The organism is Nocardia sp. NPDC050710, assembly GCF_040654375.1.
In the GTDB taxonomy this organism is placed as follows: domain Bacteria; phylum Actinomycetota; class Actinomycetes; order Mycobacteriales; family Mycobacteriaceae; genus Nocardia.
On sequence record NZ_JBFAHV010000011.1, the window covers coordinates 136,537 to 152,481 of the forward strand.

Here is a 15,945-nt window from a genome sequence, read left to right on the forward strand (position 1 = left end):
TCGCCGTGCTGTTCACAGGAAGAACTTTCGCGAGCCCGGCTGATATCGACCTGATGCCGACCTGACACGCCCGCTGACACGGTGTTGGACCTGTTCACAGCGGACAGGTGGGCGCATCGACGGAGCGTTTGCCATCCGAGGGCGGGTGGCCCGCCGATTGTCGGGCCTGCACGGCAGAATGGGCCGGGTGTTAATCGGGATGCTTGGACCGCTCGAGATCCGAACAGATGATGGGGAATCGATCGAGGTACCGGGTGCTCGGTTGCGTGGGCTGTTGATCGCACTCGCGCTCGAACCCGGTCGCGCGGTCCCGAAGACGACGCTGGTCGACTGGATCTGGGGTGAGCGGCCGCCATCCGATGCGGCGAACGCCCTGCAAGCGCTGGTCTCCCGACTGCGGAGGCTGCTGCCGGACGGGTCGATCGACGTGCAGGCGGGCGGATACCGGCTGACGGTGCAGCCCCACGCTGTCGACGCCGTGCGGTTCGAACAGCTTCTCGACCAGGCCCGCGGCGGTGCGGACGCGCAACAGGCCCGGCTGCTGCGCGAGGCGCTCGAATTGTGGCGCGGTGCGCTGATGCAGGACGTCGGGGCGCCGGACAGTGCGGTTGTCGACGCGGTGGTCGCCCGGTTCGAGGGGCTGCGCCTGGCCGCCATGGAGGATCTCTACGAAGCGGAGATCCGGCTCGGCCGGGGTGCGGAGCTGGTCTCCGAACTGACCGAGCTGGTGAACCGGCATCCGGTGCGGGAACGATTGGCCGCCGCGCTGATGCGTGCGCTCGCCTTCGCGGGCCGTGGCGCCGAAGCATTGATCGTGTACCAGCGTGTCCGGGAGGCACTCGCCGACGAACTGGGCGTTGACCCGTCACCGGAGCTCTCCGCACTGCACGTCGCGCTACTGCGTGGTGAAGTGGGTGCGGAGGAAGACGACCGCAAGACGAACCTGCGGGCCGAATTGACCAGATTCGTCGGCAAATACGCCGATATCGCCGCCGTGCGCGAACTCATCGCGGACCATCGGCTCACCACATTGACCGGGCCCGGCGGCTCGGGGAAGACCCGGCTGGCCCTGGAGACCGCGCGGACCCTGCTCGACGACCTGCCCGATGGGGCCTGGCTGGTGGAGCTGGCCTCCGTCGGCGCGAGCGGCGACGTGGCACAGTCGGCGCTCGCCGCGATCGGGCTCCGGGACCCGCTGCTCGGCAGCGGATCGCAGGCCGAACCGATGGACCGGCTCATCGCGGCGATCCGGGACCGCGAAACGCTGTTGATCCTGGACAACTGCGAGCATGTGATCGAGGCCGCGGCGGCCTTCGCCCATCGGGTGCTCGGCGAATGCGGGCGACTGCGGATTCTCGCGACGAGCCGGGAACCGCTCGGCATTACGGGTGAGGCGTTATGGCAGGTCGAGCCGTTGACATTGCCCGCCGAGGACGCGAACCCCGGTGAGATCGAGTCCTCTCCGGCCGTACAGCTGTTGCGGGACCGGGCGGGTGCGGTCCGTAAGGACCTCGCGGACGATGCCCACACCCTGTCGACCATGGCGCGCGTCTGCCGGGCGCTCGACGGGATACCGCTGGCGATCGAATTGGCCGCGGCCAGACTGCGCACCATGTCCCTCGATCAGCTCGCCAACCGCCTCGATGATCGGTTCCGCCTGCTGACCGGCGGCAGCCGTACCGCGCTGCCGCAGCACCGGACCTTGCGAGCGGTGGTCGACTGGAGCTGGGAGCTGCTCACCGACGCCGAACGCTCGGTCTTGCGCAGACTCGCGGTGTTCTCCGGCGGCGCGAGTCTGAATGCGGCCGAACAGGTTTGCGCGGATACGGTGGACGAGCTCACGGGCGGCGGGAAGAACGTGGCGGTCGAGCCGTGGGAGGTGCTGGAGCTGCTGACCGCGCTGACCGAGAAGTCACTGCTGCTCACCATGGAGGACAACGGGCCGCGCTATCGCATGCTCGACACGATCAAGCAGTACGCGCGGGACCGGCTCATGGAGTCGGAGGAATCCGAGCCGGTGCGCCGCGCGCATCTCGCGTACTTCACCGAACTCGCCGAAACCGCGGAACCGCAACTGCGCCGCGCCGACCAGTTGAAGTGGCTCGCCACCCTCGACACCGAGCACGACAATATCGCTGTCGCGATGCGTGGCGCGCTCGCGGGCGGCGACGCGACCGGGGCGATGCGGCTCGCGGCGGCCGCCGGCTGGTACTGGTGGTTGAGCGGGCGCAAGGCCGAAGGCATGGAGCTGATCACCGCGGCCGCCGACCTGCCCGGCGAGGTGGACGACGAGACTCGGGCGCTGGTGTACGGGCTGGTCGTGCATTTCGCGACCTCCGGGCGCAATGACGAACACTACGTGCAGGAATGGATCCACAAGGCCTACCGGTGCAGCCGGGGCAGTCGGGCCGCCCACCCCGCGATCCGCTTCGTCGCCGCGCTGGAGCACCTCTTGCAGGGGCCGGACGCGATGCTGTCGGCATTCGAACCGCTGGTCACCGACGATGATCCCTGGGTGCGTGCGCTGGCCCGGCTGCAACTGGGCAAGATGCGGATCATGGTCGGCCAGGAAGGGCGGAGAGCGGACGAGTATCTCGAGACCGCGCTCGCCGAGTTCCGGACCATCGGTGAGCGATGGGGGATCTCGTTCGCACTGACCGAGGTGGCGAATCGAAGCGCCGCGCGCGGCGAATTCGCTGACGCCTGCGAGCTTTTCGATCAGGCGATCGCGGTGGTCACCGAGGTCGGCGCGATCGAGGACGTGGTCCGACTCCGATCGCGGCAGGCCCAGCTGTACTGGCTGATGGATGACGCGGAGGCGAGCGCGGCCGCCATGGCCGAAGCGCAGCGGTGCGCGGATCAGGTCGCCTGGCCGAACGCACTGGCCGAACTGGCCCTGGCGCGGGCCGAACTGGCCCGTTGGAGCGGCGACACCGAGCAGGCACACCGCCAAATCGGCATCGCGACAACCATGTTGGACGGCGACGCGGAGCAGCCGCACATCAGCGCGGTGATCCACGACCTGCTCGGCTACCTCGCGGACGATCTCGACGAAGCCCGCGAACAACACGCCGCGGCCTTCCGCGCGGCGTCCGCGGCGGGGCATGCTCCCCTGGTTGCCCAGATACTTGTGGGAATCGCGGATCTGGCGCTACGTGCGGACGAGAACGAGCAGGCCGCACGACTGCTCGCGGCGAGCGACGGAGTACGCGGACTGCCCGATCGTTCCCAGCCGGATTCGGCCCGGATCGAGCGGACAGCACGACATCGCCTCGGTGAAGCTGGCTTCACCGAGGCGATGCGGGAGGGTGCGGAGGCGAACTGGGCCGACCTGGTCGCGACTACGCTCGCTTGCTGAATGTGGCACGCGACCACAGGTATCCGACAATGGCGAACCCGGCGCACCAGGCGAGTGCCGCTGCGGTGTACCCGCCCGACGGGTGGCCGGTGAGGAATCCGCGCAGCGCTTCGATGATCGGCGTGAAGGGCTGATACTGCGCGAACTGCCGGATGCCCTGTCCCATCTGGTCAGCGGGCACGACCGCACTGCTCAGGAAGGGCAGCATGATCAGCGGCACCACGGACATGCCCGCGGATTCCGGAGTTTTCGCGGCCATTCCCAGTGCGACCGTGAGCCAGGAGGCCGCGAAGGCCGTCGCCGCCATGATGCCGATCGCGCCGAGCCAGTCGAGGGCGGTCGCGGACGGCCGGAACCCCAGCGCGAAGGCCACGCCGATGACAGCCACGATGGCTATCGCATTGGTCAGCATGGTGGCCACGACATGGCCGGTCAGTACCGCCCCGCGGGAGACATCCATGACCTTGAACCGGTTGATGATGCCCTTCGCCATATCGGAGCTCACCGATACCGCGGTCCCCGACAACCCGTAGCTGATGGCCAGCAGGATCATTCCAGGTGTCGCGTAGTCGATGTAGTGCTCACCGACACTGAATGCGTTGCCGAACACGTACACGAAAATCAGCAGCATGACGACCGGCATCAGAGCCGCATTGAATATCGTGACGGGATTCCGGGCGGTGTGCTTGAAGTTGCGGCGCAGCATGATCGACGAATCGGCCAGCGTGGCTGAAATGGTGCTCATTATGCGTTGACCTCCGTGGTTGCGTGACCCGTCAGGGCAAGGAAAACATCATCGAGATCGGGGGTGTGGACGGAGACCTCCGCCGCCTCGACCGAGTCTTCGGCGAGCCGATTCAGCAGGCCCCGTAGGAATTTCGTATCGCCGTCGCCCGGAACTCGCAGGGTGAGAGCCTCGTCGTCGCGGGTGGCGTCGGGCAGGATCCGCGCCGCCGCATCGAGTTCCGTAGCGTGGGTGAACCGGAGCCGGATGTGGCTGCCGGGTATGCGGCGCTTCAGGTCGGCGGCAGTGCCCTCGGCGACGATGCGGCCCTGGTCGAGTACCGCGATCCGGTCGGCCAGCTGATCGGCTTCCTCGAGGTACTGGGTGGTGAGGAAGATCGTCACGCCATCGGCCGTCAACTCCCGGACGATATCCCACATCGTGCGGCGGCTACGCGGATCCAGGCCCGTGGTCGGCTCGTCCAGGAAGATGATGTCCGGCCTGCTGACCAGTGTCATCGCCAGGTCCAGCTTCCGGCGCATACCCCCGGAATAGGTCGCCGCCCGCTTTTGTGCCGACTCCGCCAGATCGAATCGTTCCAGCAGCTCGGTGATCACCCGATTGCCTTCGGCGCCCCGCAGCCGGTGGATATCCGCCATCAACCGCAGGTTCTCCTCCCCGGTCAGCAAATCGTCCACCGCCGCGAACTGCCCGGTGACCCCGATCGCCTTGCGCACCGCTTCGGGCTCGGTCTCGAGATCGTGCCCGGCAACGTGCGCCGTGCCACCATCGGCCTTCAATAGCGTGGTCAGCACGTTCACCGTGGTCGTCTTCCCCGCCCCGTTCGGGCCGAGCAGAGAAAAGATCGTGCCGGCATCGATATTCAGATCGATGCCGTCGAGGACGCTCTTGTCCTTGTACGCCTTCCGCAACCCCGAAGCTGCGATCGCTGTGTTGTTCATGTGAACGACTGTCGTCAGCCCGGCTGATACCGACCTGATACCGACCTGACACGTCCACTGACACGGTGTTCGACCTGGTCAGCGCCCCGCCGACGCACAGCGAGGCCAGCGGTACGTGACGTGATCATCGGCCTGCGCATGGACTCCCGCCTACAACGCCGACGGGCACGCGCGACGGAGCGTGGGTGGCCGAGCTGACCGGGCTGATCGATCTGACCGAGTGGCCCGAAGGGATGCGGGTCATCATCGGCATAGAACGGCCCCACCCTGGCGCGCAGCTGCGGTTTACCTGCGGTTGACCGCGTTCGCCACCAACAGCGTCAAAGACCAGCTCCACGACCTCGAACTACGACACCGCCCGACGAGGATCATGTCATCGAGTGACGTTACTGCTGATCGCGTCGCTCACGCAGCCCCGCATACTGCTCACGCAGCCGCGCATACCCCTCGTCCAGTTCACGGCTCCGAGCGGCGAGTTCCTCCGGTGAGAAGGTTTCCGGCCGAGCGGGCTTCGACCGCACCGGCGGCACATTCCAGAATTCGATTGCCAGACAAACGATTTACCCTACGATTCCCACAACACTCAGGACCCATTGGCCAGACCAGCCAAGGCTCCGGGGACCATTCCTCAGCCCACTCCAACATCGAGGCCCCGATAAAGTGGGAGACCACCGCCGCCCCGAACCATCGCGCGTCCATCAATCCCCCGTTGTGGCAGTACGAAACATTGGCCTGTATCGAGGGTAAGTCGGACCACCGGGCCGGTCCACCAAGGAAGGGGCTGGTCGACCGTGGCGTCGACGATCGCCGGGCCGGCCGCCGACGCCCCGAAAGTGTTGGCAGCCCAGTTGCCGTGGCAGGTCGGTACCGGGTTGGCGAGAAAGTGCTGGTGCACACCGACTCCGGCGGCGGCACCCACGAATTCCTCAACTACCTCACAGCCCGGCATCCGCAGTTTTGTCGGATTCGGTTGACCGAAACAACGACGGCTGCAGTCGATCGCATCCCGGCCGACGCGTGATCCGAGGCCTACGACGTCAGCGGGAAAGTGCGTGACGGGGCCTGGGCCGAGCTCACGGGTCTGGCCAACCTCCCGTTGCGGGGGTTCGACCAGAACCGGATCTGGATCGAGATCGTCTGCCTCGCTCGCGAACTCACCGCCTGGATGCAGACGCTCGCCATGCACGACCAGCCAGCGCGACGCTGGGAACCGAAACGGCTGCGTCTGCGGTGTTCTCGGCCGCGGCCCCCGCATCGCCCGCCGACCGCAAAACCCAACCCGAACCCGATCAGGCCGGCACATCAGCCGCACGAAAGATCCGGGTCAGCGCGCCCAGCATCTTTATGGCAGAGATCTGCACGCTGTCCGAACCGGCCGCGCCGCTCCCGGAAGATCAACGGGCCGAGATGATCTCGGGCAGTCGTATGACCGCCGGAACGCACAGAACTGGCGAATGGCGGTCGGACTTTCAGAAGACGAAGCCGCGCAGTGCCAGGAAACGCATACCGCCGACCGCCGCCATGATGGCGATCACGGCGCCCGCCTGCGCGATCTCACCGAGGCCGGATGCCCAGAACTCGAGACCTGCCAGCGCCGCCGTGCTGATCAGCAGGCCGATCAGCGCCAGCCCGCCGCCTTCCCACTGTGCGGTGAACCAGCCGACCCGCCCGGCCGCGCGGAAGGTGAGTTGCCGATGCAATTCGTTCGCGATGATCGTGCTGACGATCGAGCCGACAATATTGGCGACCAGCGGCCCGAAATCATTCATGGCCATGAACAGCAGGACATAGGCAATATTGCTCGAGCCCCCGACCAGGGCGAAGCGGAACAGCTGGGCGAAGGCGTGATCACCGCGCAGATACCGCATCACGCGGGCGAGGCGGTCGAGCCACTCCGTGCGCAGCATCGGGTAGGGGCCTGCACCGATGGTCAGATCGATGCCATCGAGGATCGTCGTGTCCCCGTATGCCTTCCGCAGCCCGGAAACTGCCATTGCTGTGCTGTTCACAGGAATACTGTGGCCAGCCCCGCTGACACCGGCCTGACGCCGGCCTGACAGCCCACCGACACGGTGTTCGGCCTGGTCACAGCGGATAAGGGTGCCGGACCTCGTCCGGATTGCGTAAACGAATTTCCGCTGACGTTCGGCCGTACGTGCCCCCGGAGCCATGGGCCACGGAACCGGGGTCTGTGAGCTGAGCCAATGCCCGAATAGCGTGATCATCGCTGCTCGGGGGGCAGTTGGACAGTTCGAAAAGCTCAGAGCAGAAGGAATTTCCGATGAGACGATCCCTCGCCGCAGCCACCCTGGCAGGTGCGCTGACGCTGGCCCCGCTCGCCACCGCACAAGCCGCCACCGAACAAGCCGTCACTGAACCGGTTGCCCCGGTCGCGGGGTGCGTCGAGTTCCCAATCGGCGCGCCCGGCGGGTGCGACTTCTTCCAGAACCTTCTACAACTTCTGAGCACCGGTTCGTCCAGCCTCAGCGGTGGCTCGAAGACATCCTGAACCGAATAAATGCGAGCGACCCGGTAACCCTCGGGGGGTGACCGGGTCGCTTCGCGCGGTCAGCGGCAGCGGTTCTGCGGCATGTCCGGGTGACTGCAATGGCGCGACGCAGGTTCGGCTGATTTCGTATCGTCGGATGACCGAAACGGCCGGGTCGAATACGCGACGCTCAATGGTTTGCTCATCCGGGCGGTGGAGTAGTCCACAATGCGCTGATCGGTATGCAGGACAGGTCGTCGCCGAAAGGCAGTTGTTGGTCGCCGCAGTAGAGGACGAAGCCGGCGTGGAATCGGTCGCCGATGCGGCGTTGCAGGCTTCGGAGGGATCGACGCCGTGGATCTGCCGGTGGTTTCGCCGTGGATCTGCCGATGGTCTTGCCGTGGATCTGCCGGGGGCTTCGCCATGGATCTGCCGATAACTTGCTTCGGGAGAGCGGTTCATGCCCGGTGTGCCCAGGCTGATGAGTGTTGGCGCCGACCTTCGCACTACCGCTCGAGCGGGAAGTCGAGATTGCGCCACGTCACACGTGGGCGGCTTTGTCCGCGAACCTTTTACGACACTCGTAGGCGAGTGGTGCCGTCGCCCAGCGGGTGTATGGGCGAGCTGTACGTGAATGTTGTTGGTGTGCAGTTGGTTCGGGCGTCCAGCGCTACTGGCGGATGGGGGGTGCTGGCGACCTTTCGTGTTCACGGCCGATCACGTCGAGGGCGGTTCTCGTGCTGTGTGCGGTGAGGTAGGGATGTACGTTCGGGTCATGGGGAGTCCGACCGGCCCGGTGCGTCGGTTACATAAATTTCGTCGTCCGCTCGCGATAGTGATCGGCATCGTGGTGGCCGTTTTGGTCGCGGGCTTGTTGCCGAGATGGTGGTGCGGTCGCGACGCCGACGAGTGGTATCGAGGGGATCCGGCACGGGTGCGTGGGCTCGCCGAGGAAATGGTGGCCTTCGAAACCGAGGACGATCATCGGCGTGCCACAGGCGCGGGAGAGACTCTCGCCGGCATGTGGGGCCTGCTCGCGCACCAAATGACGGCGCTGGGACTGGCGCAAGTGTGTCTGGAGCACCCCGAATGGCGGGGACGCTACGCCCCGATCATGACCCGCGCGGCAGCCAAGAGTCTGCTGCCCGAGATGCGCGCCGAATTCACCGCGGCCTGGCACGGCCAGGACGGGTTGGCGGATCTCGACAGTCCGAACGGCCACGCGTATCTCTCTTATCCCGCTCTCGCGCTCGGGATGGCGCGCCTGGTCGATCCGGCGTTCCCGCCCGACCTCGCGTTCCAGCACGACGCGCTGATTACCTCCTACGAGCGGCGGCTGCTCGTCTCGCCGACCGGGCTGCTGGATACCTTTCCCGGCGAGGCATACCCGACCGATGTGGCAGCCGTAGCCGCTGCGATCGCGGTGCACGGCCGGGTGACCGGCGCCGACCACACGGCGGTCCTCGCGCACTGGGCGCAACGGGTACGCGCGGTACAGATCGATCGGGACACGGGACTGGTGTTGCAGCGCATGGGTGTCGACGGGCGGATGCACGACGCCCCACGCGCTTCGGGAACCGGCTTGGCGGCCTACTTCGCCGGCTTCGCCGACCGGGCGCTCGCCGAGGAGTTGGCGACCGGGTTGTTCCGCCAGGAGCGGAGCGTCCTCGGCTTCAGCGCGATCCACGAGTACGGCGATGGCTATGACGGTGTCGGGGATATGGACAGCGGTCCCCTGATACTCGGGATATCGGTGTCGGCCACCGGATTCGCGCTGGCCCCGGCCCGTTCCTTCGGTCACCGCGACATGTTCACCCGCCTGTTTCGCACCACGGACCTCTTCGGTCTGTCATTGCGGAGCGGGACAAGGTTGCGTTTCGCGACAGGTGGGGTGATCGGCAACGCCCTACTGCTCGCATTCCTCACCTCCGGACCGGAGCTGGCGCGATGAGACTTCCCGGCACCTCGCGGCTGCTCGCCGGGTGGCGGCTGATCCGCATGCCGGTGATCCTGCTGGCGTTGTACCTCGCCCTGTATCCGGTCTTGGCGGCCTTGTCGGCGAGGCACGGGTTCGGTTCGCCCGACGGCCTGGGCCTGGGCTACACGACCGTCAGCGTCGTGCTGGTCGCACTGCGCATAGTGCTGCTGGTCGTCGTGCCCGCTGTCCTCACCTACCGTGTCGTGGCGTGCGTGGTCACGCACATCCTGCGCCGGGGCGGTTAGCCGACCTTGCCCGGCGGCACGGCTGGATCGAATGGGCGGCGGGACGATCGTTCATCGGGATTGATGACGAGATCGGTGACGGGGACCGGTCGGTAGCGTGCGGTGCTCGCGGCCGCATCGGCAAGTGATGATCTGCAATGCGGGATGGTCCGGATCGGGGGCACTGTAACTGACCTGAACGTGGACGTGGGCCGCCTCGAGGGATTCAGGCTGGATCTTCAGGATATCGCGACGAATTCGACATCCAACGCTGGCCGCTGCGAAATCCCACCCACATCGGACTCGAGGCCGAAGTCCACAGTTCCCACCCGTCCAGGCTATGGAAAGGTGGGGACACCGCTATCGCTCACGCAGGCCCGTCCGTTCGGACGATGTCGACTCCTGATATGTCAACTGACACCGGCCTCGGTGTTCAGATACACCACGAGATCGCGGGGCAGGCCGTGGGTGTCGTGCAGGTAGTGGTATTCGTCGTCGGTCAAGGGCCGCCCGGTGAAACGGCTGTGGGACAGGACCTTTCGTCCGCGCTGGAGCAGCAGATCGAATTTGCGTTCCTCGTCGAGCAGGATGGTGCGCACCTCATGGGAGTGAACCGATTGCCGGAAGTGCCCGAGGGTGTGTTCCACCAGCTCGATCGGCAGGTCGGACAGGGTGCGGGTCGGATCGTCGCGCCACAGCGTGGTCAGGGTACGGCGGATCAAACGGCGGAGTACATGACCGCGACCGGACGGGGATGGGGTGACCCGGTCGCCGAGGACGACGATGCTGGATCGCAGATGGTCCGACAGCAGTCGCAGCGACCGTTCGTTCAGCGGGCCCCAGATTCGGGGCAGGGTGGTCAGCCAGGGCTGGAAAACGTCGATCTCGAAGACGGACTGCGTGTTCCGCAGGATTCGCACCAGCCGTTCCACGCCCAGACCGGTGTCGATGCCGGGCCGACGCAGTGGTTCGAGGCTGCCGTCGGGATGCCGGACGTATCGCATCATGACGTGATTCCACACCTCCACCCACCGGTCGTCGGATGTCGGTGTGCCCTGCGGCATTTCGTCTCCGGTCCAGACGAAGATCTCCGAATCGGGTCCGCAGAGTCCGGTCGGGCCGTTGGACCACCAGTTCTCGTCGGTGGTCGGTTCGACCGGTAAACCCAGCTCATCCCACGTGCGCCACGACTCGTGGTCGGGCTCGACCTGTTCGTCACCGCCGAACACCGTGACGTGTATCCGGCCGGGGTCGATGCCGAAGCCGTCGCGCAGCAGTTCGAATCCCCAACGCAGGCTCTGTGGGCCGCCGTAGTCGCCGAGTGACCAGGACCCGAGCATCTCGAACACGGTGAGGTGGGTGTCGTCACCGACCTCCTCGAGATCGGTGGTGCGCAGGCAGCGCTGCAGACTGGTGAGCCGATGGCCCAGCGGGTGGGGTCGGCCCATCAGATATGGGGTCAACGGGTGCATCCCGGAGGTGGTGAACAGCACCGGATCCCCCGGTGAGGGAATGAGCGATCCACCCGGCGTGAGCTCATGCTCGCGTTCGCGGAAGAAGTCGAGGAAGGTCTGAACGGTCTGGTCTGTCGTGATCACGGTGGTTGCTCCATCGAATTGAATCGACCGGAAGCGACCGCACATGGCAAGTCCGGCAAAAGACCGACACACACCAGCGGACCGTTTCCGGTCGCCGGCAAGGGAAAGAGGTCAGGCGGGCGCGACCGGCGAGCTGAGAGCTCGTGCGGCCGCGGCAGCGATTCGTGAATTGACCTTCATGGCTGCACGGTAGCAACCAGCCCGTGCCGAGCACGACCGATTTATCGGCCAGTGGAGATCAGGCGCCAGCTTCGACAGGGCGGTTTCGCTGGGCTCGCCTGCTTGCAGCGCCCGAAGGATGGTGGAACTTCGCCTGAGACTCGATCGCCCGTCGGCGAAGTTCTGGGTCTAGCGGGATGAGGCCAATCCGCTTCTGACGCGTCTCGATCCCGAACTCGGGCTGCTGCTGTCGGCCCTTTCATGCGGGTTGGTATGGGCAACGACATTTGGACCGGTCTGGTCCAGGAACCGCCTGCCACGGATGCAGTGAAGCAGGTTCTCGCGCGCTACCGGGAGAGCTGGTCGGACGCAGTCCAATTCGGCCGAAGCCCTTGTCTGCCGCCTGGACCTCCGTCTCGGGAACTGGACAGGGAGTGCGAAATCTCAGTTCGCCCACCTCGTATCACCGGAGCCTTCGGGCATCGAATTCCATGGGAAATACGTTGTCCGCGAAGTGCTTTCAGTTTGACTTTGGTGATCCCGAGTCGGTAATATCCGACGGTTGTAGATGATTGCGGTGAGCCGCGCACATCTCGGGGGAAATCGTTGTCCGTTCTCAAGACTTTGGTGAAGTTCCTGTTCGGGACGGACCTGGGGTTGATCATCATCGCCGTACTTATTGTCCTGGTGGCCACGGCATTGCTGTGGGATGTGGTGAGCGCTGGGGTCAATCGGGTTCTGGCTCGCGGACGTGGCGACGATCGAGCCGAGGTCGCGGAACCGAACGCGCCATCGGAGAGCCGTCGCAGCGCCGAGAGCCGTGAACGCCGGGCATCCCGGCTCGCCGCCCGCAGCGCAGCCCTCCGCGCGAAGCGCGACGACACCCCGGATTGACAGTCATTCGGTCGGCCTACCCGGCCGGGTATTCGCGAACGGGTGTGTCCTGTACAGGGTCGTCCACGAGGCGTCACGGTGGTCGGTTTCTCGACGGCGATAGTTCACGGCACGCGGCCGATGTCGGACCGAGTCCGCCTCGTGCGGTGCGGGGCCTGGTTGTCAGCCGTGGGTCATTGCCTCGAAACCCCTAGCGCAACTGCAAAACCCGGTAGGTCCCAGCTGCTGGCCTGCGAAAGTACTGTTCTGGCAAGCCTCGCGGGTGCCCATGGCGCAGGGGGACTACCCGGGGGATCCATTGGTGATCAGCGCGGGGCGAGGCGGTGCACGACGATGCCGGATTTGAAGGTAGTCGTCCCGAGCAATTCGAGGTGGGTGAGGTCGGCGTAGCCGTCGAAGAGCCGCTCACCTGCGCCCGCAATGGCAGGGAAGATCCAGAAATGGTATTCGTCGACCAGCTTGGCCTCTAGCAACGTATGCGACAGCGACCCGGTACCGAACTTGAGAATGTCACCACCGTCCTCCGTCTTGAGGACACGCACCGCGTCGACGATATCCCCTTGCAGGACAGTAGCGTTCCACGTCGCGTCCTGCTGCGCGAGTGTGTGGGACGCGACATACTTGGGCATCGCGTTGATCCGAGCCGCATACGGATCATCAGAGGGGCGAGTAGGCCACACCTCCGCGAATCCCGCATAAGTTTCCCGGCCGAGCAAGAGCGCATCGGAGGCGAACAGCAGCTCGGATGCGTACTCGCCATGCTCGGCATCCCAGTACGGCCCACCCCACTTGTGTGGCTCGCCGATAACTCCATCGGTCGTGACGAAGGTGGATTCGATGATCCTGCGCATTGACTACCTTTCGAGTCTGAGTGGATGTTCACTCAGCATCGCCATCCGAAAGCGGCCCAACAAGCGGTATTTCGGCAACGCATCGCTAAGCGACACTCAACGCTGACTCGCGCGTTCCCGTCAACGCGATACGGCGGCCTCGGCGATTGTCGCCAGGAACGGCTCCACGAGGGGGTTCCTTCCCGCTGCCGGCCACATGAGACCGTAGTCGATCGGGGGCGCGTCGTGGACGGGCACGAAGACCATGTGTGGACGGGCATGGAAGTCCGCGGCCCGTAGAGCGACGGTACTGACGCCGATGCCCTGACTGACGTGAACCAGCACCTCGGGCCAGAAGTTTGTAGCGGGACCCTGTGGTATCGGCCGCCCCGATGGTGTCCGCCGCGGAAAGTAGTAGTCCATCCAGTAACGCGGAACGAGTTCGTCGGCGATGGTGACCAATGTCGCGTCAGCCAGATCCTCCATCGATACCGACTCCCGTACCGCGAATGGATGCCCTTCGGGCACCATCAGTCCACGCGGTTCGGAGAAAATGATCGAACCCGTAGTTATATCGGGTTCGACAATAGGGAACTCGGTGAGCTGCAGATCCACTGCGCCCGAACGCATGCGGCCGAGCGGATCGATCAGCTGGATTTCCTCGATATCGACAACGGCGTGCGGATACCGGATCCGGAAGGCATCCGCCGCCCGCACAATCAGATTGCCGCACCACGGCGCGGTAAACCCCGCCGTGATGGCCTGTTTTACGCGACTGCCCTTACTCGCCGCGATGATACTGGCCGAGATCTGGTCATAGGCGGGCCGCAACTCGTCGCGCAGCTGTTTGCCGAGCGGTGTGAGCCGCACGATGCGGCTGTTGCGCTCGAACAACGGTGCGCCTATGCGGCGCTCCAGCTTGCGGATTGTCTGGCTGATTCGGCTCGTCGTCACGCAAAGACGCTCCGCCGTCCTGCCGAAGTGCAATTCCTCGGCGAGGGTGAGAAATGCCTCCAGTTCGAGACGTTCCAGCATGCACATCCCCAGTTCGTGAAGCGGCGCTCATATAGCGGTAGTCGTGACTGGACGGGGCGGCCCATGAGGACCAGTGACGAGAAAAGTCATACTCGGCGGCTGGCGCGCCGGTCGGTCCGTCAGTGCCTTGCCGATGCCTGCATGACCGTTTCGCGGACGGCGTCGGCGACCGCGCGGAAGTCCTTGCGGAGGATCTTGGAGTGGTTGCTCGGAACCTTCGCGCTCACGGTGATATTCGGATTGCGGGCGAGCACCGGGTCGAGCGAGGCACGCACGGCCTCCATTTCCTCTTGGCCGCCACCGAGATTCGCACCCGTGGCGAGCACGTACCGCACCGGGTCGACGACCCGGTCGAGCACGGGCGCGATTGCGGCAACAAGCTCGTTGATCTCGATATTGACCTCGGCATGCTCGTCAGCGCTCATCCGCGCGGCCATGCCAAGCGGGCGGGCCAGCGGGAGTACGAATCGCATGCGGCGGAACAGCTTTCGGATGCGTTCGCGGCCCTCCTCACCGGTCAGGCCGTAGGGCATCGCACCGTCCACGCAGACCACGCCCAGGGTGCGGCCGGGGTTTCGCTCGGCGAAGTGCACCGCGGTCGTCGCGCCGTAGGACCAGCCCACCAGAATCGGCCGGTCGGTCACCCCGCGGGCGGCCAGGACGGCCTGGACATCGCGCACACAGCCCTCGAAGGAGTAGTCGGCCGAGGTCTTGGACTTGCCCCGGGCCCGTTCGTCGAAGGTGATGTGCCGGAAGCCGGTGCCGAGTTCGGCAATCACCGGCCGCCAGTGCGACTGGTCGGCGTAGGCGCCGTTGAGGTAGACGATGGTCCGGCCGGTGCCGCCGGTATCGGTCACCGCGAGCGCGGTGTCGTCGACGGTGACCATTCCGGTCCAGGCGGAAGTGGTCGAGGTCGAGGTGGCGACGGTGTTCATCAGGGTGCTCCGTGTGGGTGAGGTGTGGGTGGACTTCGAGGCTGGGTTGACGGTGCCGGCGTGTGCGCGGGTCATGTGCACTCCTCCATTCATGAAACGAGACGTTGCGTCTCGTTGATGGGTAGAACTATGCACTGCGTCGGCCTTCGTGTCAAGACGAGACGTATCGTCTTGTTTAGACCGATGTCATGACCCCGCGGATCCCCTCGCTCCCGCACGCCGTCGCCCGCGCTCTCGCATCGCGATCCTCGACGATCGAAAGGTCCGCGGGCGTCACCAACCTGCGGCAGGTCAGCTCCCCGACCATCTGCTCCTGGACCGGGTTATCCACCTCTGAACACGGCGGAATAGTCGATATCTCCTACGGATGGCTGAAAAAGAACTCGCTGATGTTCGATCGCGAAATCGCCATACAACTCGGCTATCACACCGAGAACATGGTCACCGAAAGCTTTGGCGGTTTCTATTGGCACGACCCCGACGACCCCGGCACCTGCGGTGTATCAGCCGCCGACTGCGGCACCGTCACCTGGTGGATCCACCACCGCAACCACTCACCCCAGCCCGACGCCTGCGCCACCGCCTGGCAACTGATCTTCGACACCGTCGAACTCGTGGCTGATTGCTGCGCAAGGCATTCCGCGACACAGAACTGTTGCGATCTGCGATCGGCGGCGAAGAAAGCCGACGCAGTCGTGCGCAGCAGGTCAGGGTGCATACTCGCCCGATAAAGACAACAAATAGGAAGAGGATTGATGAC

Annotated in this window: 14 protein-coding genes and 2 pseudogenes; 8 read left to right on the forward strand and 8 right to left on the reverse strand. The window is 65.4% G+C overall.

All coding sequences use genetic code 11. The features are described 5' to 3' along the window. Positions 1-274 precede the first annotated feature (274 nt). Positions 275-3,358 carry a BTAD domain-containing putative transcriptional regulator gene (locus AB0H61_RS20645; RefSeq protein ID WP_357306825.1) on the forward strand — a complete coding sequence of 1,028 codons (3,084 nt, stop codon included), beginning with the start codon at positions 275-277 and terminating at the stop codon, positions 3,356-3,358. On the opposite strand, the gene AB0H61_RS20650 is transcribed toward AB0H61_RS20645, so the two are convergent. Beyond that, entirely contained in the window at positions 3,342-4,103 is a 762-nt protein-coding gene (locus AB0H61_RS20650) for an ABC transporter permease (protein WP_357306828.1), read from the reverse strand. The genes AB0H61_RS20645 and AB0H61_RS20650 overlap by 17 nt on opposite strands. Then, a complete protein-coding gene (locus AB0H61_RS20655) occupies positions 4,103-5,044 on the reverse strand; it encodes an ATP-binding cassette domain-containing protein (protein ID WP_357306830.1) in 942 nt (313 codons plus the stop codon). Before AB0H61_RS20655 ends, AB0H61_RS20650 begins: the two co-directional genes overlap by 1 nt. A gap of 136 nt (positions 5,045-5,180) precedes the next feature. Here AB0H61_RS20655 and AB0H61_RS20660 point away from each other — a divergent pair. Beyond that, a pseudogene (locus AB0H61_RS20660) lies at positions 5,181-5,402 on the forward strand (IS1380 family transposase); the annotation flags it as partial. 28 nt (positions 5,403-5,430) lie between these two features. Here AB0H61_RS20660 and AB0H61_RS20665 read toward each other — a convergent pair. Continuing rightward, on the reverse strand, positions 5,431-5,565 hold the full coding sequence (locus AB0H61_RS20665) for a hypothetical protein (RefSeq protein WP_357306916.1): 135 nt from the start codon (positions 5,563-5,565) through the stop codon (positions 5,431-5,433). Between the two features lie 344 nt (positions 5,566-5,909). Between AB0H61_RS20665 and AB0H61_RS20670 the strand changes: the two are divergent. After that, positions 5,910-6,275: pseudogene (locus tag AB0H61_RS20670) on the forward strand (IS1380 family transposase); the annotation flags it as partial. Positions 6,276-6,513: 238 nt separating this feature from the next. Here AB0H61_RS20670 and AB0H61_RS20675 read toward each other — a convergent pair. Beyond that, positions 6,514-6,951: a GtrA family protein gene (locus AB0H61_RS20675; RefSeq protein ID WP_357306908.1), complete on the reverse strand. Its 438-nt coding sequence runs from the start codon at positions 6,949-6,951 to the stop codon at positions 6,514-6,516. 374 nt (positions 6,952-7,325) lie between these two features. On the opposite strand from AB0H61_RS20675, the gene AB0H61_RS20680 reads away from it, so the two are divergent. The 3 genes from AB0H61_RS20680 (at position 7,326) to AB0H61_RS20690 (ending at position 9,755) form a co-directional block, all read left to right on the forward strand. Continuing rightward, positions 7,326-7,553, forward strand: coding sequence for a hypothetical protein (locus AB0H61_RS20680; RefSeq protein WP_357306832.1), 228 nt, complete (start codon positions 7,326-7,328; stop codon positions 7,551-7,553). A 754-nt stretch (positions 7,554-8,307) separates the two neighbouring features. Further along, positions 8,308-9,483, forward strand: coding sequence for a hypothetical protein (locus AB0H61_RS20685; RefSeq protein ID WP_357306834.1), 1,176 nt, complete (start codon positions 8,308-8,310; stop codon positions 9,481-9,483). Then, the gene (locus tag AB0H61_RS20690; RefSeq protein WP_357306836.1) at positions 9,480-9,755 is read left to right on the forward strand and encodes a hypothetical protein; all 276 of its coding nucleotides are present in this window, start codon (positions 9,480-9,482) and stop codon (positions 9,753-9,755) included. The genes AB0H61_RS20685 and AB0H61_RS20690 overlap by 4 nt, the downstream gene beginning before the upstream one ends. A 389-nt stretch (positions 9,756-10,144) precedes the next feature. Here the strand turns inward: AB0H61_RS20690 and AB0H61_RS20695 are convergent, their stop codons facing one another. Continuing rightward, positions 10,145-11,332 carry an alanine--tRNA ligase-related protein gene (locus AB0H61_RS20695; protein WP_357306838.1) on the reverse strand — a complete coding sequence of 396 codons (1,188 nt, stop codon included), beginning with the start codon at positions 11,330-11,332 and terminating at the stop codon, positions 10,145-10,147. Positions 11,333-12,097: 765 nt separating this feature from the next. Here AB0H61_RS20695 and AB0H61_RS20700 point away from each other — a divergent pair. After that, entirely contained in the window at positions 12,098-12,385 is a 288-nt protein-coding gene (locus AB0H61_RS20700; RefSeq protein ID WP_357306840.1) for a hypothetical protein, read from the forward strand. Between the two features lie 305 nt (positions 12,386-12,690). On the opposite strand, the gene AB0H61_RS20705 is transcribed toward AB0H61_RS20700, so the two are convergent. From AB0H61_RS20705 to AB0H61_RS20715, 3 genes are all read right to left on the reverse strand, one after another. Beyond that, positions 12,691-13,236, reverse strand: a complete 546-nt coding sequence (locus AB0H61_RS20705) for a dihydrofolate reductase family protein (RefSeq protein ID WP_357306842.1) — start codon at positions 13,234-13,236, stop codon at positions 12,691-12,693. A gap of 120 nt (positions 13,237-13,356) precedes the next feature. Beyond that, positions 13,357-14,250, reverse strand: a complete 894-nt coding sequence (locus AB0H61_RS20710; RefSeq protein ID WP_357306844.1) for a LysR family transcriptional regulator — start codon at positions 14,248-14,250, stop codon at positions 13,357-13,359. A gap of 119 nt (positions 14,251-14,369) precedes the next feature. Continuing rightward, positions 14,370-15,260: an alpha/beta hydrolase gene (locus AB0H61_RS20715; protein WP_357306846.1), complete on the reverse strand. Its 891-nt coding sequence runs from the start codon at positions 15,258-15,260 to the stop codon at positions 14,370-14,372. Positions 15,261-15,373: 113 nt separating this feature from the next. Between AB0H61_RS20715 and AB0H61_RS20720 the strand changes: the two genes are divergently transcribed. Next, positions 15,374-15,916 (forward strand): DUF3558 family protein, encoded by a 543-nt coding sequence (locus AB0H61_RS20720; RefSeq protein WP_357306848.1) that lies wholly within the window; start codon positions 15,374-15,376, stop codon positions 15,914-15,916. Positions 15,917-15,945 lie beyond the last annotated feature (29 nt).